The organism is Actinomycetota bacterium, from assembly GCA_041658625.1.
Classification (GTDB): domain Bacteria; phylum Actinomycetota; class JAHEXW01; order JAHEXW01; family JAHEXW01; genus JBAZZW01.
This window is the reverse complement of the sequence record JBAZZW010000002.1, coordinates 373,972-394,471: the sequence shown is the minus strand read 5'-3', so window position 1 is coordinate 394,471 and position 20,500 is coordinate 373,972. Positions and strand designations below refer to the sequence as shown.

Annotated in this window: 22 protein-coding genes and 1 riboswitch; of the genes, 2 read left to right on the top strand and 20 right to left on the bottom strand. The window is 54.5% G+C overall.

Features of this window, described 5'->3' with window-relative positions; genetic code table 11:
- Window positions 1–3: 3 nt before the first annotated feature.
- From WC891_06855 to WC891_06820, 8 genes are all read right to left on the bottom strand, one after another.
- Complete coding sequence (locus WC891_06855; GenBank protein MFA5867660.1) at window positions 4–1,254, bottom strand: SAM-dependent chlorinase/fluorinase; 1,251 nt, start codon at window positions 1,252–1,254, stop codon at window positions 4–6.
- Window positions 1,227–1,940: a hypothetical protein gene (locus WC891_06850; GenBank protein ID MFA5867659.1), complete on the bottom strand. Its 714-nt coding sequence runs from the start codon at window positions 1,938–1,940 to the stop codon at window positions 1,227–1,229. Before WC891_06850 ends, WC891_06855 begins: the two co-directional genes overlap by 28 nt.
- Before the next feature lie 24 nt (window positions 1,941–1,964).
- Complete coding sequence (locus WC891_06845; protein MFA5867658.1) at window positions 1,965–2,780, bottom strand: bifunctional hydroxymethylpyrimidine kinase/phosphomethylpyrimidine kinase; 816 nt, start codon at window positions 2,778–2,780, stop codon at window positions 1,965–1,967.
- Window positions 2,746–3,774: a thiamine-phosphate kinase gene (gene thiL, locus WC891_06840; GenBank protein MFA5867657.1), complete on the bottom strand. Its 1,029-nt coding sequence runs from the start codon at window positions 3,772–3,774 to the stop codon at window positions 2,746–2,748. Before thiL ends, WC891_06845 begins: the two co-directional genes overlap by 35 nt.
- A gap of 18 nt (window positions 3,775–3,792) precedes the next feature.
- On the bottom strand, window positions 3,793–5,097 hold the full coding sequence (gene thiC / locus WC891_06835) for a phosphomethylpyrimidine synthase ThiC (GenBank protein MFA5867656.1): 1,305 nt from the start codon (window positions 5,095–5,097) through the stop codon (window positions 3,793–3,795).
- Window positions 5,084–5,734 carry a thiamine phosphate synthase gene (gene thiE, locus WC891_06830; GenBank protein ID MFA5867655.1) on the bottom strand — a complete coding sequence of 217 codons (651 nt, stop codon included), beginning with the start codon at window positions 5,732–5,734 and terminating at the stop codon, window positions 5,084–5,086. Before thiE ends, thiC begins: the two co-directional genes overlap by 14 nt.
- On the bottom strand, window positions 5,724–6,527 hold the full coding sequence (gene thiM / locus WC891_06825; GenBank protein MFA5867654.1) for a hydroxyethylthiazole kinase: 804 nt from the start codon (window positions 6,525–6,527) through the stop codon (window positions 5,724–5,726). The genes thiE and thiM overlap by 11 nt, the downstream gene beginning before the upstream one ends.
- A gap of 72 nt (window positions 6,528–6,599) precedes the next feature.
- A riboswitch (TPP riboswitch) is annotated at window positions 6,600–6,720 on the bottom strand.
- 27 nt (window positions 6,721–6,747) lie between these two features.
- The gene (locus WC891_06820; GenBank protein MFA5867653.1) at window positions 6,748–7,086 is read right to left on the bottom strand and encodes a twin-arginine translocase TatA/TatE family subunit; all 339 of its coding nucleotides are present in this window, start codon (window positions 7,084–7,086) and stop codon (window positions 6,748–6,750) included.
- A 101-nt stretch (window positions 7,087–7,187) separates the two neighbouring features.
- Between WC891_06820 and WC891_06815 the strand changes: the two genes are divergently transcribed.
- Complete coding sequence (locus WC891_06815; GenBank protein MFA5867652.1) at window positions 7,188–7,799, top strand: molybdenum cofactor guanylyltransferase; 612 nt, start codon at window positions 7,188–7,190, stop codon at window positions 7,797–7,799.
- A complete protein-coding gene (locus WC891_06810) occupies window positions 7,792–8,082 on the top strand; it encodes a hypothetical protein (GenBank protein MFA5867651.1) in 291 nt (96 codons plus the stop codon). Before WC891_06815 ends, WC891_06810 begins: the two co-directional genes overlap by 8 nt.
- A 2-nt stretch (window positions 8,083–8,084) precedes the next feature.
- Here the strand turns inward: WC891_06810 and WC891_06805 are convergent, their stop codons facing one another.
- The 12 genes from WC891_06805 to WC891_06750 all read right to left on the bottom strand — a co-directional run bounded on the left by WC891_06805 (window position 8,085) and on the right by WC891_06750 (window position 20,494).
- Window positions 8,085–8,435, bottom strand: coding sequence for a hypothetical protein (locus WC891_06805; protein MFA5867650.1), 351 nt, complete (start codon window positions 8,433–8,435; stop codon window positions 8,085–8,087).
- Window positions 8,436–8,589: 154 nt separating this feature from the next.
- Window positions 8,590–9,018 carry a secondary thiamine-phosphate synthase enzyme YjbQ gene (locus tag WC891_06800; protein ID MFA5867649.1) on the bottom strand — a complete coding sequence of 143 codons (429 nt, stop codon included), beginning with the start codon at window positions 9,016–9,018 and terminating at the stop codon, window positions 8,590–8,592.
- Window positions 9,019–9,020: 2 nt separating this feature from the next.
- Complete coding sequence (gene mobB / locus WC891_06795) at window positions 9,021–9,431, bottom strand: molybdopterin-guanine dinucleotide biosynthesis protein B (protein MFA5867648.1); 411 nt, start codon at window positions 9,429–9,431, stop codon at window positions 9,021–9,023.
- Between the two features lie 8 nt (window positions 9,432–9,439).
- On the bottom strand, window positions 9,440–10,168 hold the full coding sequence (locus WC891_06790) for a DUF3307 domain-containing protein (protein ID MFA5867647.1): 729 nt from the start codon (window positions 10,166–10,168) through the stop codon (window positions 9,440–9,442).
- Between the two features lie 14 nt (window positions 10,169–10,182).
- Window positions 10,183–10,605, bottom strand: a complete 423-nt coding sequence (locus WC891_06785) for a cyclic nucleotide-binding domain-containing protein (protein ID MFA5867646.1) — start codon at window positions 10,603–10,605, stop codon at window positions 10,183–10,185.
- Entirely contained in the window at window positions 10,592–11,653 is a 1,062-nt protein-coding gene (locus WC891_06780; protein MFA5867645.1) for an adenylate/guanylate cyclase domain-containing protein, read from the bottom strand. The genes WC891_06785 and WC891_06780 overlap by 14 nt, the downstream gene beginning before the upstream one ends.
- A 36-nt stretch (window positions 11,654–11,689) precedes the next feature.
- Window positions 11,690–12,856, bottom strand: a complete 1,167-nt coding sequence (locus WC891_06775) for an aminotransferase class I/II-fold pyridoxal phosphate-dependent enzyme (GenBank protein ID MFA5867644.1) — start codon at window positions 12,854–12,856, stop codon at window positions 11,690–11,692.
- A gap of 16 nt (window positions 12,857–12,872) precedes the next feature.
- Window positions 12,873–14,738, bottom strand: a complete 1,866-nt coding sequence (locus WC891_06770; protein ID MFA5867643.1) for a VanW family protein — start codon at window positions 14,736–14,738, stop codon at window positions 12,873–12,875.
- On the bottom strand, window positions 14,735–16,138 hold the full coding sequence (locus tag WC891_06765) for a phosphoglucomutase/phosphomannomutase family protein (protein ID MFA5867642.1): 1,404 nt from the start codon (window positions 16,136–16,138) through the stop codon (window positions 14,735–14,737). Before WC891_06765 ends, WC891_06770 begins: the two co-directional genes overlap by 4 nt.
- A 6-nt stretch (window positions 16,139–16,144) precedes the next feature.
- Window positions 16,145–18,637 carry a sugar phosphate nucleotidyltransferase gene (locus WC891_06760; GenBank protein MFA5867641.1) on the bottom strand — a complete coding sequence of 831 codons (2,493 nt, stop codon included), beginning with the start codon at window positions 18,635–18,637 and terminating at the stop codon, window positions 16,145–16,147.
- A gap of 23 nt (window positions 18,638–18,660) precedes the next feature.
- Window positions 18,661–19,002 carry a histidine triad nucleotide-binding protein gene (locus WC891_06755; protein MFA5867640.1) on the bottom strand — a complete coding sequence of 114 codons (342 nt, stop codon included), beginning with the start codon at window positions 19,000–19,002 and terminating at the stop codon, window positions 18,661–18,663.
- 97 nt (window positions 19,003–19,099) lie between these two features.
- Window positions 19,100–20,494, bottom strand: a complete 1,395-nt coding sequence (locus WC891_06750; protein MFA5867639.1) for a pilus assembly PilX N-terminal domain-containing protein — start codon at window positions 20,492–20,494, stop codon at window positions 19,100–19,102.
- Between the last annotated feature and the right edge of the window lie 6 nt (window positions 20,495–20,500).

Sequence of the window (20,500 nt, the reverse complement as noted above, 5' to 3'; positions counted from 1 at the left end):
TTCTTAGCCAGTTAGCTTAAGGGTCAGTCGGTCGCCGGCGTTGAGGCCAAAGGCTAATCCGGCGTGCGCCCCGTTTACGGAAACGCATAAGTAATCGGAGGAATCATAGAGCAGCATGGCGCGGCCCTGCTCGACATCGCGGAAAGTCCTGACTACCTTTAGAGTCGTTTTGCCGTCGTCAAAAACGATTGTAACCGATCTATCGATTGTATATCCCGCCGGTTCGGCTTCACTCCTTCGTATGTTCAGACGCAGCGTGCCGTAGCGGTCAACGTCAATGATCTCGGCATTAATCACGCCGTCGACGACATCCGTCCGTCCGTACGGCGCCGCAATTAATCCGGACCGGTCGATCTCCTCGCCAAGTTCCGAAGGTAGAACTCCGTCGGCCAGCCGCGCCGCCGCGGGACCGAAAACATCCCGGGCGTGAAAGGTTTCCGACACACTCTTTTCTGTTCCTTTAGGGACCGATATCGCGTAAGCCTCCACCGTGCCGCCCAGTCTGCCGGCGGCCGGCATCAGCAAGCCGTTGTCCGGTCCGACCAAATATGTGCCCGAAGTCGTGCTTATAATCAGGCATCTCCTTTGCCCGCCGACTTCCGGGTCGACAACCGCTAGAAACACCGCGGCCGGGATATGTTCAACGGCGGTTTCCAGAACAAAAGCTCCTTTACGGATATTATAGGCGGGTACATCGTGGCTGATGTCGATTATCTCAACCGACGGATTGGCCTTTTTCATAACGCCTTTGACGACCGCCGCCCAAGCGTCTCCGGTTCCGAAATCCGACAAGAATCCTACCAGCCCGCCTTTGCCCGGTTTAGGCTTTTTCTTCTTGCCGGTACGCGCGTCAAGGGCCTCGTTAACCAGAGCGTCGGCTTCGCCGTTCTTCTCCCGGGGGATTCTTTCGATACCCACATTATCGAATTTCTTAAGGATGGCAACTGCTTCTTCATACAGCGGCTTAATGGCGGCATTCTTGACCTTGAATTTTCCCAGCAACTGGTTGACCATAAGCTCGCTGTCGGCTTTAACGTGAATCGAGCCCGCGTTATGCATAGCCGCCCGCCGCAAGCCTGCTACCAGCGCGCTGTATTCCGCCAGGTTGTTTGTGGTCTCGCCAATGTACTCGGAAATCCGTTCTATTTCAGAGCCGTCCTTTTTGATTATGGCGCCGATGGCCGCCGGTCCCGGATTGCCGCGGGAGCCGCCGTCAACGAATAAGGTTATTTCGAAATCAGTATTCTGTGGCAATATTCGCACCGCCTTACTGGACCGCCGCTGGGACCGTGTCCGCTGTCTTCCGAGTTCTCAAGGTTGCAGCCCCCGCAAACCCCTTCCGCCGCGATCGCGACTGCTTTCCCGTGACCCTTGACTCTCATCTGCTCGTATGTCTTCAGCGTCATTTCATCAATGTCTTTTAGCGCAGCATCTCTTTTTTCCGCTAAGCCGGCAATAGCTTCCTTGAGCTCGCGGCTTTTCTTACTGATTGTTTCGGCCAGTGTTTTGGCTTTTTCTTCCCTGTCGCGTAAATCGTTTTTCAACCCGGCTTCCAGGCCTTGGGCTTCCGACAACTCGTCAAGGCCGATCAAGTACTCCGTGTCGACTGTGTCCTTCTCGTCCGACAAGACCTTTATCTCCTGTTGTAGCGACATAAGCTCCTTCGGATTCGTTACCGTCCCCGCGTACAGTTTTTTCTCTTCATTCTTTATTTTGTCTTCGAAGCGCGTCGACTCGTCTTCCCGTTTTTTCTGGCTGTGTTCGACATCCACTACCGATTTTTCGGCTTCGGCCAGTTCATCCCGCGACGCCTGAAGCTGAGACTCTATCTCGGCCAGTTCCTGCTTCTCCGGCATTGTTTCCAGATCTTTCTTCAGCCTATCCAGTGTTGAGTCAATTTCCTGCAGCTCCAAGAGCGCTTTGTCTCTTTTGTTAGCCAACTTATTCTTATCCCTTACCCTTTCTTAAGCCCCGCCAAATGTCGCCACACGTGTTCCCGCAATATTTGCTGCCTTGACGATTCTTTCCGATACGAAGGTCTTTGACTCGGTTATTGCTTCCTCCAAATCCTCTCCGCCGGCCAAGCGACCGGCGATAGCTGACGCCAGCATACAACCGGTCCCTCGCGTTTCTCCGCCGGATTCCCGTTTGGCTTTGAATTCGACAAAATCAAATCCATTATACAAGTAGTCAGCGGAAATATCGCCATCGGAATTTATATGTCCGCCGGTAACCAGCGCGTTAGCCGCGCCCGACTCGACCAGCTTCTTCGCGGCCGATTTCGCTCCAGCCGCGTCATTGACTTTCAATCCTGTCAGGATCTCCGCTTCCTTGGCATTTGGAGTTACCAGATAAGCCGCGGGAACTAGAATATTGCTCATGAATTCGGGGGCCCCTTCTCCGGCCATCAACAAACCCGAGGTGCTTTTTATGACCGGGTCTGCAATAAGTTTTAGGTTATGCTGACGGGTAAACTCGACCAGGAGCTTGGCCATGGCCGACGATTGAATAAGGCCGGTCTTTATGATCGAAGGACGGCTGTCCTTAAAAAGGGCTTCAAGCTGCAAGCCGACTATCTCCGGATCGACGGGATAGACGGCGTAGGCTGTAGCGGCGCTTTGGGCTGTCAGGCAGGTCGCGATAGGCAAAGCTATCGCTCCGGAAGCGTGGACGGCGCCTATGTCTACGGCCAGGCCGGCTCCCCCGCTGGGATCCAGGCCGCCCGCGACGATCACCAGGGGCGTTTTATTCTCGGATGCTTCCTCCTGTAAAGTGGTCATAACCTGTCCTTCTTTGGACAACGGCCCGTCCCTCCTCGTCTATCATCTCAACCCCGCCGCCGGCTTCCGTAATCTCTCCGATAAATGAGACCTGCGTGTTAGTCTCAACCTCAACTTTGGCTTTAATTATGTTTGCTTGGGCCGGGTTGGCCGTAATAATCAGCTCGTAGTCTTCCCCTCCGGTTAAAGCCAGCCGCAAAGCGCTGGCTTTTGACAATCCCGGTAAGCGGCTGGCTTCCGGAAAGACAGGAATAGAGTTTAGCCGTATCTTTGCCCCATGCCCGCTGGCCTGGCAGATATGCTTTAGGTCGGCCAGCAATCCGTCGCTAATATCCTGCATCGCGCCGGCCCCTTCTTTGGCCGCAGTCAGACCTTCGGCAAGTCTGGGCGTTGGTCGGGCAAATCGCAGGAAAAGAGACTTGGGCATCCCCCGGCCTGGTCGTGCGCCGGCCTTAAGACCTTTTAAGGCCGCCCCGGCGCCGCCCAAAGCGCCCGTTACCATCACTACATCGCCCGGTTCGGCATAAGATCTTAGTTTTACATAATCCGTGCCAGCGTGGCCGGTAAGACTGACGGTTATAAAAATCTTGTTGGCTTTGGTTAAATCCCCGCCGACGATGGTCGCCCCGTACTCTTGGCCACAATCCAAAAGGCCGCGATAGATGTCCTTGATGAACTCAACTTCCGTGTCCCTCGGTAATCCGAGCGTTACCGTCGCGTAGTCAGGCCGGCCTCCCATGGCTGCGATATCGCTTATATTTGTCGCCATGGCCTTATATCCGATGTCCTCGCCTCGGACGTATGCCCTGTTAAAGTGAACGTTTTCCACCATCGTGTCGGTTGTTAAAAGCATCCGGTCGGCGTCGGGCGGGGCGACAACGGCCGTGTCGTCGCCGATACCCACGCTGACGCGAGCGTTCTTTTTCTGCTCCTTTTTGACGAGCTCCGCTATTTGTTCGATTAAGCCGAATTCGCCTATGTCGTCAATCTTCATACGCCGCTCCGGCTTGATCTACGAACATCCTTCGGAAACAGGGCTGCCCAGGTATTCACCGACGACTTTCATCGCGCATAAGCGTCCGCACATGGAACAGGCCTCGCCTTCGATCCGGCCGCGCTCCGCCCTCATGGCCGACGCGCGTTCCGGGTCAATCGCCAGAGCGATCTGCGCTTCCCAGTCCAACGCCTTCCTGGCTTTGGCCATATTCAAATCCCATTCCGCCGCACCTGGAACGCCTTTCACAACATCCCCGGCGTGGGCGGCTATTCTTGAAGCGATAACGCCCCTGTGCACATCGTTAATATCCGGCAGGCCCAAATGTTCTCTCGGCGTCACGTAGCAAAGAAAATCCGCCCCGGCGGCCGCCGCGATGGCGCCGCCTATGCCGGCCGTCAGCTCATCATATCCCGGCGCTATGTCGGTGACCAGCGGACCCAACACGTAAAACGGCGCCCCGTCGCAGTATTCCTTTTCCAGTCGCACGTTCATCTCTACCTGGTCCAACGGAATGTGTCCCGGTCCTTCGATCATCGCCTGCACGCCCGCTTGCCTGGCTCTCGCGGCCAGTTCTCCAAGAATCCTAAGCTCCGTCAGCTGGGCGGTGTCCGTCGCGTCCGCTATGCAGCCGGGCCGCATACCGTCGCCTAAGCTGAGAACCGTGTCGTATTTCCGGGCGATTTCCAGCAAACGATCATATTCCTCAAAGAGCGGATTCTCGCAGTCGTTATGAAGAATCCAGCCGGTCAACAAGGCGCCTCCCCGGCTGACGACATCCGTTACGCGTCTGTCTTTGGCCAGAGCCCCGACCGACTCCCGGTTTGTGCCGCAGTGGACGGTGATGAAATCCGCCCCCATCCGGCAGTGTTTCTCGACGGCGGCGAATAAATCGCCGCTCGTCATATCGACTATGCTCCCCCGCTTGTCGATCGCGGCCACGGCCGCGCCGTAAACGGGCACCGTCCCCACAACAACCGGGGAACGTTTAATAATCGCTCCGAGTATGCCGTAGATGTCCCCGCCAGTAGACAAGTCCATGACGGCGTCGGCTCCGGCGCTAACGGCGGCGTCTAACTTAAGCATCTCCTCGTCCGCGGAACGAAAGGTGTCTGAGGTGCCTATGTTGGCATTCACCTTTGTCCTAAGCCTTACGCCTACGCCCAAAGGAATCTGATCCGGCCTGGCCGCGCTCTTGATAATAACCGTGTGTCCGCTTAATACATCCTCAACCAGCCGGCTTTCGTCTATATTCTCAATCGCCGCGACGTCGGCGGTTTCCTGCCTCGTTATTCCGTTTCTCAAATCGTCAAGAAGCGACATTGCGTTCAACACATCCTCTTAAATCGTTGGCGGCCAGCGTCATGTCCGGGGCTTCGGCGATAGCCGCGATAACCGCTATGCCGGCCGCCCCGGCGGCCATAACATCGGCCGCGTTGGCCATTGTGATTCCTCCGATCGCGATTACCGGCAAGATCACCGACCGGCAAATCTCCGCCATTTCTTCCAGTCCAATCGGCCGGCCCGCGTCGTCCTTGCTGCCAGTCTCGAAAACTGGTCCCGCGCCCAGATAGTCCGCCCCCGCCGCCTCAGCCGCCAACGCTTCTTCCCGGCCGGAAACTGACACTCCTATGATCGCGTCCAGTCCTAAGGCCGTCCTGGCCGCAACGATGTCGGTATCCTCCCGGCCGACGTGGACTCCGTCGGCACCACACCGTTTGGCTATATCTACCCGGTCGTTAACGATAAACAAAACGCCCGCGTCCTTAGCGATATCGCCGACTCTCTCAGCCTCTTTCTCGAATATAGCATCGTCCATGGTCTTATCGCGGAACTGGATCATCGTCGCGCCGCCGCGAATAGCCGCTACTGCTATGTCGTTGTGCGACCTCCCAAGTGTGGGGTTATCGACTGTGATCGCGCACAGGCTGCAGTCGATGCTTTTCTTCTCAGATCTCATCTATTTTTGCTCCAGCCCTTATCTCATCTTCAGTCAGGTTGGCCATGGCGTCGTACAGGAGCACGTGAAACGTCCCCGGCCCTTTGGCCTCGCCGGCGGCTATTTGACCGGCCAGCCCGTAGACTGCCAATCCCGCCGCCGCCGCTTCCGCCATATTATCATTAACCGCGGCGAAAGCCGCGAGGACGGTTGTCGCCATGCAGCCCGTTCCGGTAACAGTCCCCATCATTTTATGTCCGTTGGCGATCACCAGGACGATTCCTGGCGCCGCGACGACGTCTACCGGTCCGGTGACCGCCGCCGCGCAGCCGTATTTACCGACGAAAGCGACGGCCGCTTCCTTCTCTCCGCCCGGCCCGCCGGCTGCTTCTACTCCTGCGATCTCAGCGTCCAGCCCGGCCAAAACACCTATCTCAGCGACATTGCCTCTAACCAGGCTTATCTTAAGTTCGTCCAGCAGTTCTCGCGAGACGCGCGTCCGGTAGGCGGTCGCGCCCGCCCCGACCGGATCCAACACAACTGGAATGCCGCGTTCGTTCGCCCGATGTCCGGCCAACTTCATCGCCTCGACTTCGTCAGGCCAAAGCGTTCCGATATTGAGTACCAAAACCGAGGCCTGGCCTGCCATCTCAGCCGCCTCTTCCTTGGCGTGGGCCATAACCGGCAGCGCGCCGCAGGCCAGCGTGATATTGGCAGTTTCGTTCATGACGACAAAGTTGGTGATGTGGTGAACCAGTGGTTTCTTCTCCCTTACCGCTACCATCAAATCTGCAGCCTTAACTCCCCAATTCATACGTTTCCTCCTTAATCCCGTTTCCCTGTTTTAAAAATAAAAAAGAGACTCCACCGGCGTCGGTTAAGCCTCTCGATTAGCTTTTGAGTTTCCTCCGCCGGCATTACCCGGATCAGGTGTTAACGGTCGACGCGTCCGCGTCCTCTCAGCCGCCCCGCTTGCTTGATTCATAGCAGCTCCCGTTTGAATCTCTTATTCGCGAACGGATTTCCGTCCTATGTCAATTCTTCTTTTCTTCCGGCCCGTCCTCTGAAGCCGCCTCGGTCTCGGCGTCAGCTTTTTCTTCTTGGGCCGGCGTTTCGGTTTTTGTTTCAGCGGTTTCCGGTTTCGTTTCAGCCGGTTCCGGTTTGGCCGCGACGGTTTTTGGAGGCTCCTCGCCTTCCTTGATTATCGCTTCAAACTCGTCCTTCATTTGTTTCTCGACACCCATTGTCAGGTTTCTAAACTCCTGAATGCCCTTGCCTATTCCGCGGGCCATTTCCGGCAATTTATCCGGTCCGAAAATAACCAGAGCGACAAGCAATATGACGATAATCTCGGGCATGCCAAGGCCGAACATCCATTTCCCTCCGTAACATTTGATACCTGTAATTCTACCACAAATACCCTAGTCGAATAGTGATATAATCCTCTCGTTCAAGCAAAGGAGGCGCGGCGCTGTTGGCGGGATTGATACTTGCGGGCGGACGAAGCCGTCGTTTCGGACGCGACAAGGCTTTCGAGAAACTCAACGATAAACCTCTTATTGACTATGTCGTCGAAGCCCTTGCTCCGGTGGCCGGTAACCTCATAGTAGTCGCGGACTCGGCCGAACGTTTTGTTGATCATGACGGAAGGTTCACCATAGTAACTGACGAAGTGCCGGGTTTGGGACCGCTGGGAGGCTTGTACGCGGGTTTGAAGGCCGCTCCGGACCGATATAGCATCGTCGCCCCCTGTGATTCTCCGTTCATAGATACCGGTCTGGTGGAATACATGCTTAAGACCGCCGCTGACGCCAATGTCGACGCTCTTGTTCCCCGCTACGAAGGGCGCGAGCACACGGTAAACGCTGTTTATTCAAAAGCCTGTGTGCCCGCAATCGACTCTTCGTTAAACGACGGCCTCTTTCGCATCTCCTCTATTTTCGATAAGATCAGGGTACAATATATCGATGACGATACTATAAATAAGTTCGCCGGCGGCGGTCTGTCGTTTTTTAACGTCAATACGCCCGAGAATATGGACGAAGCCGGCCGGATTCTACGTGAACGCGGAGGGTTAAATGGCTGATAATGACAAGTTCGCCGAGCAAGAAGCCCAGATAATGGAGGAAATCGAGGAAGGCGTCAACAAGGACAATGGCGACAAACGTTGTGACAAGTGCGGCGGCCCCATGATCGAGGCGAGTTTCGAGATCCTTAACTTCATCCAAGCTGATTTCGGGCACAACCTGCTTGTAGGCCCTCATAAGACTTTCTACATCAACCCTAAGCGCCGCTCCCAGATCAACGTCTATGTCTGCCGCAAGTGCGGCTATATCGAACTGTACGCCTCGGACCCGACCGGTCTGTAGCGCTACTTGACCTGTATCTTCTTCGCCTTAAGCGCCTTGGCAAGATTCTCGGCGGCTTCGTTCCATTTCTTTTCTTGAGCCTTTAGGTCCGCTTCCTGTTCCGAATCATAATTGCCGCCGCTGTCCTCGATAACGCGGGCCGTCGTCGTATAATAGCTGGCCCCTTCGTTGAAATAGCTGATAACGAGCTGCTGGATTTTTGAGTATCCTGCCGGTTCCTTCAAGCGCCGCGTATCTTCCCGGGCTTTGACGTAGGTCAAACCAAGCTTTTTGTACTCGTCGGACGCCTCTTTTATGTCACCGGCAGCGTAGGCCTGGTCGATTTTCTTCCTGGCCGCTTCCGTATCGGACATCGCTTTGTCCCAAATCTTCTTAAAAGAGTTTCTATAATTCAGTTCCAGTTCCGGGCGGTTCGAACAACCCGCCGTCAGCAGAATCAGCCCCGCGGCAAAAAGTGAAGCGGCGGCCAGGTGCCTTATCTTTATGTTTGCCCCCTTCCTTTGTTGTTCAGGTTGTCTCGCCCGTCATTTGCAGGATCACCCTTCGCGACCTTCCTCTTATGTCGTTGTCTATGCAGACCACTTGCTGCCATGTTCCGAGCGCGAGCTTTCCTTCTGTAACCGGGATTGTGACCGATGGTCCGATAAGGCTGGCCCTTATATGGCTATGCCCGTTCCCATCGCCCCAGGTCGCGTTGTGACGCCAGTCTCCGGCCGGCGCGATATCCCGTAGGAACACCTTGATATCGGCTTCCAGACCGGGCTCGAATTCAAGCGTCGTTATAGCCGCCGTCGAGCCGACGGCAAAGACCGTTACCGTTCCCTCTTTCAGGCCGAACTCAGCAACAGCTTTGGCAACACCGCCGGTCAAGTCGACAACCTCGTCGTTTCCACCTGTCGAAAAATCGATTTCCTTTGACCCTGCCTTAAAAGGCATCTTTAACCGCCGTCCTTGTCTTTCAGGAATTCCTTTTCTATCGCGTCGGCCGCGGCCTCAACATTTTTCACCGGCGACTCGACCTTATACGTATCCGCGGCCGCGTAACCTTCCGTGATTATGATATCGATGTCCGGCGAAAACATCGCCGCCACGTCGACCAGCATGGGATCTGAAGCATGGGTTCTTATATAGGCCAGCATGGTCGGAGAGGCAATGGCGACTTCGGAAGCGCCGGCTTCTCTGTGCTTATGGCTCGCCTTGCCCGGCACGTCGATCTCGAAGTCGTTATGCACGTGATGTTTTATCGTACCGACGCGATATCCTCGGCCTGTCATCTCCTTGACCAGCGCCGTCACGGCTGCCGTCTTCGCTTCTTTGTCATATCCGATAACCGAGACAATAGGGATCATTCTTCTCCTTAAACCAGATACCTACCATAATACAATGCCGCGGCCATGCCAAAGCCAACCAGGCCGGCAATGAATTCCACCATCGCCCGTCTATTGCCGACATCCTTCCGGTTAAAGAAGCTTCTGGCCAACGAAAATCCAAGCGCTAGCGGAGTTAGCCAAAGCAGGGGCGTCAGAAAAAGGAAAATCCCGGCGGCCGATCTTTCCAAAATTCCCGGCAACCGGTCTCTGAACGTGATTATCTTCCCGTCATCAGCCGGCGCAAAAGTTCGCAAAGCCTCGAAGACGAGGATCGATCCGCCAAAGCCGGCTCCGATTACGCAGGTCGTGCCGATCAGCGCGCGTACGTAAGGAGCGGTTAACCGGATAAAGGGCGGAAAATCGATCTGCCCCGCCGTCGCTGCTGCAAGGTATGCGGTCGCCGCGATAATGACCAGACCATGTAAGGCTTGATCGAGCAGGAAAGACCATAGATAATGACCGGCAGTCTGATCGCCTAGCGAATATTTGAGCTTGTCGAACAGAAAATGAGTTAACGACATTACGATGAGCACGGGGATCCAAAGATTGCCGCCGTAACCGTATAAGACGACAGCCGTCAATACGGTATAGACTCCTACATGAACGTATAGGCCGCGGCCTGTTCTTTTCGTCCACTCGACCAAAGCGGCCGGTTGCATGTAGTCGGCGATGAAGTGTGCGAGGACCAGCCCGTAGAAAAGTTCAACGACTCCCATAAACCGCGCCGGTTTTAGTAGATCCTTCTACTGTGGGTGATAAGGTTGCTTAAATGTTCCTTCCGGACCTGATCCTGCATTATCAAACCTTCGATGCGGTCGTCGATTTCCCTTATTCTTTCAGAAAGCTTCTTGATTACGTTAAGAACCAGCGGGTCCCTGACTCTGCCTAAAAAATTGTCTACGTCGATGACCGACAGCTCGGTCAAGCCTTTGGCTTGCGCGGACGCGCTCCGCTTGTGTTCGGCGAACATCGCCATTTCTCCGAAAAATTCCCCGGGTCCGATAATCCCGTAATCAATGTTCTTTCCGCCCCGCGTCCGGTAGATCCTCACATAGCCGGACACGACAACGTACATCCTGTCTCCTCGGTCGCCTTCTTCGAATATGACCTGTTTGTCCGCATATTTCTTGACCGTACCCCTATCCGGTGACATAAACGCTCCCTTCCGTTTTCCTTGGCGCTTTGACGTCCTCTATCATGTTCTTTACGTTGTAGACTTTCACGGGTTCCGTCTTGCCTTTAAACATCCTGCTGTCCAGACAGTTAGCTGTGACATATTCTTTTATCTGCACGTATGTAGAGTGGCTTATCAACAGCTCGCCGGCCTTTGCGTCTCGGCAAAGCCGGCTGGCAATATTAACCGCGTCGCCTATAACCGTATAGTCAAGGTGCAGCTCTGTGCCAACATTGCCTAAAATCGCGGAGCCAGTGTTGATGCCTATCCCCACCGATATGTTCGGATTGTCTTTCTGCAGTCGCGTCACGGCTTCCTGGATATGCATCGCCGCCGTTACCGCCAGTCGGGCGTGATCTTTCTGCTTCATCGGCGCGTTGAAAACCGCCATAATTGCGTCGCCTATATATTTGTCGACCGTGCCGTCGTAACGGAACACCACGTGCGTCATCTCGCCCAAATATGTGTTCAATAACTCAACGACCTCGTGCGGCTGCATCTTCTCGGCAATCGACGTAAAGTTTCTAATATCGGCGAATAACACGGTGACTTCCCGCAATTCTCCCATTAGGTCCAAAGTTTCAGTACCTGAGGTTTTTAGAATCTCATCTACGACCTGAGGCGCGACATATCTGCGGAAAAGCTGGATGACCTTTCTGAGCTCATCCTCTATCAGAAGATCTTCCATCTTATCGTCAAACTCCCGGATCCTCTGGCTCATCTCCTGCAAAATCCGCCAGATGACAGGTTCGTCGACGATCTTCTTCAGGTCGATGCGGTTAACACTTCTCAAGCGGCAGTTGCCGATGGCTTGAACAGACGCCGACCTTGACAGACCGGAAAACAAAGCCATCTCGCCGAAAAAGTCGCCCTTCTTCAGGGTAGCCAAGACGATTTCCCTTTTGTTTCGGATTCTAAATATCTTGACCTTGCCTGTCTCGATGACGTACATTTCCCGGCCGTAATCGTTCTCGTTGAAGATGATCTCTCCGTCTTCGTACTTAGCGACGGTTCCCCTTTCGATCATGATTCCTTCGCCGTCCTTTAAGCTTAATCGACCTTGTCAGATTATCCGCGCCTCGTTGATGCGCTTCGCGGCTTCCTTAAGTCTATCAATTGTCGTAACCATTGCAAGACGGACATACCCTTCGCCGAATTCACCGAACGCGTTTCCTGGGATCGCCGCCACGCCTGCCTCTCTTATCATCGTCAATACAAAGTCCAGCGACATTATGCCCTCGGGAACCCGGGTCCATAAGAACATCGTCGCCCGCGATGGCTCGATCCGCCAGCCGCTTTCCGCCACCCCTTCAATGAACACCTGGCTGCGCGACCTGTATTCAGCAATGTTTTTATCTATGATATCCTGAGGCCCGAGCAGCGCCGCTACACCTGCTTTCTGTATCGCCTTGAAAACCCCGTAATCGAAGTTGCTTTTAAGACGAGCAAGCGCGCCGACGACTCGCCTGTTTCCGACAACGAATCCCAGCCGGCAGCCGGCGATATTATAGGTTTTGGAGACGGAGTGAAATTCTATGGCGATATCCTTGGCCCCTTCGACCTGAAGCAAACTCGGCGGCTTTGTCCCGTCCAGCGCCAGTTCCGAATAAGCGGCGTCGTGGACCAGGACTATGTCGTGCTTTTTGGCAAAGGCTACCGCTTCCTCAAGAAACGATAAATCGGCGACAGCCGCGGTGGGGTTGTTCGGATAATTCAGGACCATAAGTTTTGCCCGATCCGCGGTTTTTCCGTCAATCGCGTTCAGGTCGGGCAAGAAACCGTTCTCCTCCCGTAGGCGCATAGGCGCGATATCCGCTTCCGCCAGAATCGCGCCGACCTGGTATACGGGATAATGCGGATCGGGAATCAGCGCAGTATCGCCTGGGTTGAGAACGGTCAAGGGCACGTGGGCCAAACCGTCGTGGGAGCCCATCAGCGTTAAAACTTCCCCGTTCGGGTCTAGGTCGACGCCGAATCTGGCAGAATACCAGGCAGCGGCTGCGTCCCTGAACTCTTGTAGGCCATCCGAGCTTCCGTAATCGTAGTTTTCTCTGACTGATAATTCATCCCGGAGTCTCTCTATGACATGCGCCGGGGGAGGCAGATCCGGGCTGCCGATTCCCAAGTCGATCACGGACAGGCCTTTCGCTTCGGTGGCCGCTTTGACGGCTGCTATTTCCGCGAAAATACCGCTCCCGATCGGCTTTATCCTTTTGGCTTCCTGAAACATCGACTCGCCTTTCGGTTTATCTAGGTGTCTGCCCCAAAGGTCTTAAATCGGCAGGTGGCGGCGTGCCGGGCGGCAAAGCGGGCCCGGTGCCCTTTAAAACGATCCTTTGCTTGGGCTCGTAATGGCTGATAAACTTGTCTTCCCTGTATATATTGCCGCCTCGTTTGACGGTCCTGAAAACCGATATATCGCGGCCGTCGACACCATAGCCCATATCGGCGTCTTTTTCATACCCCGTGGGCACGGTCGGATCGTCTTTATAGACTATCCCATAGGGCACTATATTTGTGAAGCCGGTATCGGAATAGGATACGTCGGTACCCATATTCGTACTGTAGAAGGCGACCGTAACCGACGAGTTCGTGTGGTCCGTTTTTATTAGGATGAAGTAAGGACTATCGTTCTTGAACTTAAAGTCCATGCCCCCGTCGTAATAGATGCTGGCGTCCCGTCCGTCCGGATAGTGGCTGATATAAAACTCGTGCGGGTAGCGGTCGACGGCTTCATATCCGCCGAAGAATACCGTGTTAAAAATGGTCGTGGAGACGTTGCAGATGCCGCCCCCGATGTCGGGAGACAATTGGCCGTTTACTATGACCGGCGCTTCCGTATATCCTTTGGCCGCCGTCCTCGGCCCGGTCGCTTCGTTGATACTCCAAACCTGCCCGGGCGCCACCAGCATTCCATCTAATGCCTCTGCCAAAGTCCCGATATTCTGAGACCTGTTAGGCGTGAATTCGAAGTTTTCGGTATGTACCGACACCCGTTCCTTGATGCCCATGCTTTGCGCCTTGGCCGTCGACAACTCCGGCTCGACGTTTTTCATCTTAAGCGTCGCTTTTCTGGGCGGCGGCTCCAGGGCCAGCTTGTTGATATCCTTAACGGCAGAATCCATGTCTATGACCAGACCGTTGATTCCCGGAACGATGTCAACAACACCCTCGGCCGCTTCAAATCTCGCGTTAACGGGCCTGACCTCGAACTCGTCCTTGAGGGGGATGAAGTACTGCTCAAGTCTGTTCTTGGTCATTGTCGCGGTCAAAACAGTTTCGTATGAGGTTTTGCCGGCTTTCCTGATTTTCTTTCTGACCGGCAAGAACTCTATCAGCGTGCCGATCTTCGCCGGGTCAATAACATATTCCTTGTTGTTTATCGTGTATTCAATCGGTTCCTTCATCATTTTCAGGGCTATTAAACGGGCTTTACCGGCGTCTGCGTCATGCACTTTTACCTTGGCGACGCCCTGGGGGACGCTTATGGTACGCGACGAAAAGTCAGCGGCGTGCGTTATTATTTCAGTCCGCAACGAGGCTTGTTTGACCTCCCACCCGTTTTTAGCCGACCTGACCGTAGCGGTCTCGCCTGAAATTTCTACCGTCGCGTCCTGGGCCGGCTTGTCTATGAATCCAGCTATCTTCGCCGTCGTCAGTTTGACATATTCCTCGTTTACCTTTGAGGTGATTTGGATAGTTCTTGGTTTTAGATATAGCCGCGCGCGATCCACGAGCATCGGCAAAAAGCCTCCCTGTCGACCGGCCAGATAAGCTTCATTCACCGCGTCTTCGATGTCCGGAGCAGGCTTCAAGAACAACACCTCGACCGGCCAGCTTCCGTTGGCGTCTTCTACCCTTAGGTTTTTCGCGGCCGCTTTCTTAGCCTTGGCTGAGATAGCGCTTTTTGCTTCCGCCCTGGTCGATTGGGAGACGTTCTGGGTGTAGATGCTTACGCCGTAGTGGATCCTTCCCCGGTTAAACGCGTAATCGGCGACGGCGAACAAGGCCGATGAATGGATAATAAAAGCGAATAGAACGATTATAAGTAAAAACAGGCGGGACATGGACCGTCTGAAACTTCTTTCCCTGGGTCTTCTTCTTTCTATCATGCCGATAACAATTCCCTGGCCGCGGTTTTCAGCGCTTGCATGTCGCCGGCTGACTTGGTTTCTATGTATGCTCTGACAAGCGGCTCTGTGCCGGAAGGTCGTATCAGCAGCCAAGCGTTACCGGCTAAGATCAATTTGACGCCGTCGATTGTCTCAATCCTCTCTACTTTCAGGCCGCCGATTTTGTCCGGCGTCTTATCCTTCAAAGAATCAAAAAGTATTTTTATCTTATCGGACGGATATGGTATATCCAGCCTTTCGTTATAGTAGTGTCCGAACTCGTCAACCAGGTCTTTCCAGATGGTTGACAGCGGTTTTGATTCTTTAGCTATCATCTCGACGACAAGCATGTCCGCCAGCAAGCCGTCCTTTTCGGGAATATGTCCGAGCACGCTTAAGCCCCCGCTCTCTTCCCCGCCGATTATCACCTTCTCCTCTCTCATCAACAGTCCAACGTGCTTGAATCCTACAGGGGTTTCCACAATCTTTAGCCCCATCTTGGCCGACATGGCGTCTAGCAGATGCGTCGTCGCTACGGTCCTGACGACGATTCCGGCCGCGCCCCGGTTTCTTACCATGTGCCCGAGGAGCAACGCGACCACCTGGTTCGGTGTCAGGTATGACCCGTCGTCGGCGATTATCCCAAAACGGTCGGCGTCGCCGTCCAGCGCCAGGCCGACATCCAGTTTCTTGCCGACCACAAGCTCTCTCAGCTCGCCCAGGTTTTTCTCTGACGGATCAGGCATGGTGTCCCCGAAGAGCGGATCTTCATTGTCTCTGATGACCGTGGCGTCCAATCCGGCCGTCCGGGCGAGCTCCGGCATCAGCCTGCGCCCTGACCCGTGATAAGGATCTATGGCGGTCTTTAATCCGCTCCCGGCAATCGTGTCAATGTCCAGGTAGTCGACCAAGGCCTTCATATAATCAGTGCTTAAATCTTTATTCTCTATCGACGCGGTGGCCTGGCGGCCGCTTGCTTCGAGGTTGGCGCGGCCCTCGACTGAAGTTATCGCCTCCTCTATGGCGGTGGTAATCTCCTCCGTCGCCGGTCCGGCGTACTCGGGAATGAACTTAAGTCCGTTGTAATAATAGGGATTATGACTGGCCGTAAGCATAATCGCCCCGTCTGCTCCGAGCGCTTTCGCCGAATAAGCGACGGTTGGCGTGGGATAAGCCTCGTTACCGAGTATCACGCTGACGCCGTTGACCGACATTTCATCCGCCACGGCGGCGGCGAACTCCCGTCCCATGAACCGGCAGTCGTACCCGACGACCAGCCGCGGCTCGACGGCGCTTGTCTTTATATAAGCCGATATGCCGCGCGTAACCAGCCTCAGATTTGTAATAGTGAAACCGTCGGCGACAACATCGCGCCAGCCGTCGGTGCCGAATTTAATCATCTGTTCTCAAGACCTGAATTTTCTGATCAACGCGGCGTATTTAGCGGCTAGCGCCTCCGCGCGCTGCTCGGTGTCGCCTTCCACGTAGATGTGGCAGACCGGGTCGACGGGATCCGGCAGCATCAACGCCCAACCGCGGGGACTATAAACCTTTATGCCGTCTATCAGCTCGACCTTCTTCCCTTTGATCGAATCGATTAACTGCCGCATGACGTAGCCTTTGCGATCCCAGGCGCATACCTCTGTCCGGTGCAGCACGTGATACCTGGGAACAGATCCGGCCAGCTGGCTGAGCGGTTTCTTGGATCCGGCCATAATTTCCAGCAACTTTACCAAGCTTGGTAAGGCGGCATAGGCGGGAACAATCTCCGGAAATATATAGCCTCCGCCTTCGGCGCCGGCAAAAATCGCGTGTTCTTCCAGAGCGGCTTCCATTAGCGCCGCCGAGCTGATGCCGACCCTTTTAACATCGCATCCGCTTACCGCGACGATATCGTCTGCTATTTGAGTCACGCTCATCGGCAAAACTACGGTCCCCTGTTTCGCTTTAGCGCAGACCATCTTAAGCATCATCATTAGGGCAACCGAATGGTTTATGCGCTGACCCTTCTCGTCCACCAGGGTGATTCGTTCGCTCGGCCCGTCAATCAATACGCCTAGATCGGCCTTTAAGGCGCGGACGCTGGTCGATACCTGCCGCAAAGCCCTCTCCATGTCGTCTTTAGTCATGGCCGACCGATCGCTGCCGGGAATGCCGTTTAGCGAGATGACGGCCAGCCCTAGCCTGGCCAGGATGTCCGGTCCGACTTTTATGCCCCGGCCAAATCCGTAATCCACGACTAGTTTAAGTCTTGATCTCCCGATTAAGCCCAGGTCAGCATGTTCTAAAATGTTGTTGATATAGGTTTCTGTCGCCCGAACAGGGAAGATAACCTCGCCCATTTCATCGTAAAAAGCCCGTCTGAAATCGCCCCGGTAAAAGTATTTCTCAATGGCGCTTTGCATGTCTTCGCCTATGTTGATGCCGTTGGAGTCGAAGAAATCCATCTCCACGGACTGGATGTCGTCGTGCATCAGGCGGATGTCGACGCCTCCGGCCAGATGGTCGCCAATAATCGCGTAGCGATTAGCTCCCGAAGGCCCGTTATCCATGTCCCAGACGTTAACGCCGGTTGAATTCAAACCGGCGATAATGCTGTTCTTCATGATTTCACAGGCTCTGATGTTGTCGCAGCTGACCGCGACCGTCGCCCCGGCGGGCAAAGCAGTGCCATACGACACGGCGATCCGCATCGCCAGCCTTGGCGTGATGTCGATATTGATTAAGCCCGCTATTCCCTGCCGGCCGAACAAAGTCCTGAATCCCCTGGTTTCCCAGATGATCGAGCTGCTGATGCCGGCCCCCGCTTCGACCGTTTTGAACGGGTAGATCCTCACATTCGGGCTGATGACGGCGTTTTCGCCGATGGTGCAGTTGTCACCGACGGCTACGCCCTCCCCCAGTCTGGCGTTATTCTTAATATCGCAGGTTCGGCCGATCGTGCAGCCCCTAAGCTCGGCCCCCGCTCCGATATAGCAGTTCTCCCAAACTACCGACCGGCTGACCAGAGAGCCGGCTTTGACGACCGTGTTATTGCCGATAACCGTGTATGGATTTAGACGGGCGCCCGCTTCAACCTTTGCGTTCCGGCCGATGACGATCGGCCCCCTCATCTTAGCCAGAGGATCGACCTTGGCTCCTCCGTTGACCCATATACTGCGCCCGATCTTGAACCCTTCCGGCTCGATGCCCGTCTCCCGCTTGAGGATGTCGTGGTGGACCTGCATATATTGCTCTATGCTCCCGATGTCCTGCCAGTAAGCTTCGGTAACATAGCCGAACATCCTCTTCTTGGCCTTTAAGAGTTTCGGAAACAGATCCTTGCTGAAGTCGAAAGGTTTATTGGCGGGAATCATCTTCAGGACATTCGGCTCCAGGATGTATATGCCTGTGTTGACTGTGTCGCTGAAGACCTGGCTCCAATTCGGTTTCTCCACAAACCTTTGGATTCGGCCGCTTTCGTCGGTGATAACCACGCCGAACTGGAGCGGATTCTCAACGCTTTTCAATATCAACGTGGCGACCGATTTGTTGGCCTTGTGGAAAGCGACGGCTTCCGTCAGATCGACATTGGTGACCGCGTCGCCCGAGATGACAATGAAGGTTTCGTCGAGATAGTCCTCGACTTTCTTAACGCTGCCTGCCGTGCCTAGAGGCGTTTCTTCGGTGCTATAAGCAAGATCCACGCCCAGGTCTTTGCCGTCGCCGAAATAGTTCCTGATGATGGCAGGCAGAAACTGCAGCGTCGCGACGATATCCGTCACGCCATGTTTCTTAAGAAGTTCGATAATATACTCCATGACCGGCTTGTTCAATACCGGTACCATGGGTTTAGGTTGGTTGCTGGTGAGCGGCCGTAAGCGGGTGCCTTCTCCGCCGGCCATGATGACCGCTTTCATGGGCTAGCTATCCCTTATCCATGTTAACAAATACCGCCCAGCCGGCGGCCGCCCAGAAGATGGAAATGAAGGTGTTCGACTTCCTGGCCCGCGTCCGGCCCGTGGTTGGTAAGCAAACGGTAACCGCTCTCCGCTATCCCCTCTCCGGCAGCTATCGCTCGCGCCGCCATATAGATTTCCGGGATAACTGCTATATCCGACTCGGACAGATCCTCCATTGGGTTGATGTGTTTTTTTGGAATGATAACAACATGCGTCGGGGCCATCGGCTGGATGTCTCTGAAAGCGATAACGTTTACCCCTTTAAAAATAATATCGGCTGGTATTTCACCGCCTGCAATCAGGCAAAAGATACAATCTGCCATGCTTACCTCCCATTTGTTGACGCCTAAAGAATTATATCATTATAGCGGACTGTTATAGGAGGTTGGGCCGTGTATTGGAATGGACGGTGCGTTGCCGCTATGGCGTAACCTCGCGCCAGCTCGTCACCTTTTTTACGAATACGTCGCCGAATGTTTTTAAGCCTAACATGTTCGTGACGTTCGGGTCATACTGGATGATAATGCTGGCATTCATGTTAACTATACTGGCCGCCGCAGAAGTACCGCTGGCCAGCAGGGCTCCTTTAATGCGCACTGTCGAGTTGGATTCGCTATAAGTTCTCTCTGAGTATACTAGTCCTTCAATCTCCATCGTTCCCCTATCAACGACGGACGCCGTGCTCCCCACGGTCGTGAAGACGATCAAGCCGGGAAAGACCTTGCTCGCTTCGGACGAGTGTCTGACTATAAGCGACGCTCGATTGGCGAGCGACAGCGCCTGACTGGGGTCATTGGGATCGTCCTTGATGACCAGCCCGCCGTTGGTAATGGTCAGGTTCTTGTTGTTGGGAAGGTCAACTTCGCCGTCGATAAAAATCATACCCGTCAGCTCGACGTTGTTCCGGCCGGAGAACAAGGCGGTAAAATCCGCTTTGGTGAAATACCCGGAATGCTCGGTCGCCCAATATTTTGTACCGTTCGTAAAGTTGTTCTGGGCCATTTCTCTGTAGCCGCCGGCGCCCTCGAAATTCAAAGTCGGGAAGGTGATCGGCTGGTTCATGTGTTTTATGCTGGCCATCTTGACGTACTGGCACTTGGCGTTTAGCTCCTGGATCGTATTTACCACCGTATTTACCGCGTGGACCTCGGCCGTCGGTCCCGCCGTTATAAGATCTCCCATCGGCACCGCCGGAACGCCGAAAAGCGCGTCATAAGTATTTTGCTCGCCCTGCTGGGTTCCTCTTTCATTCAACCTTATGGCCGCGTCGTTGAAAAAGATATCAAAGTTGGAGCCCATGTCTCCGCCTTTGGCGTCGGAGGCGCGATAATCCAGCGGCGCCAGATATGTTCTGGCGGTCGCCCCCTGGATGTCGATCCAGGAAAATGCGTACATGCCATAGCTTAAGACCTTCGGTGCCACCTCAACCATGGCCACTATCTTTCGCCTTCCGGGATTGGAGTGATACCTATTCGGAACGTAGCCGGTGACTTCCACCCTCTTCTGGTTCGTCGTACCTGTGACATCGGTAACGACGATTTTATAATCGCCGCCTGACACGGAGCCGTAATCAGGCGCGCTTTCAGCCGGAGCATAGTTGGCGATATTGTCGATCTTCCAGAGTGCATTGTTAAAGCCCGCTTCGGCGACATTGAATGCCTGGTTTGTCTTTCTTTCGGTTGTAGCCAACGTCATTTGGCTTGCCGAAATGGCCAGCACCGCGACCGCGAAAAGGTCCAGTACCATCATGACGCCTATGGCCGCTATTAAGGCCGAACCTTTCTCGTCAAAACTGAAAATTCTCTTGCGTGTCATCTTAAA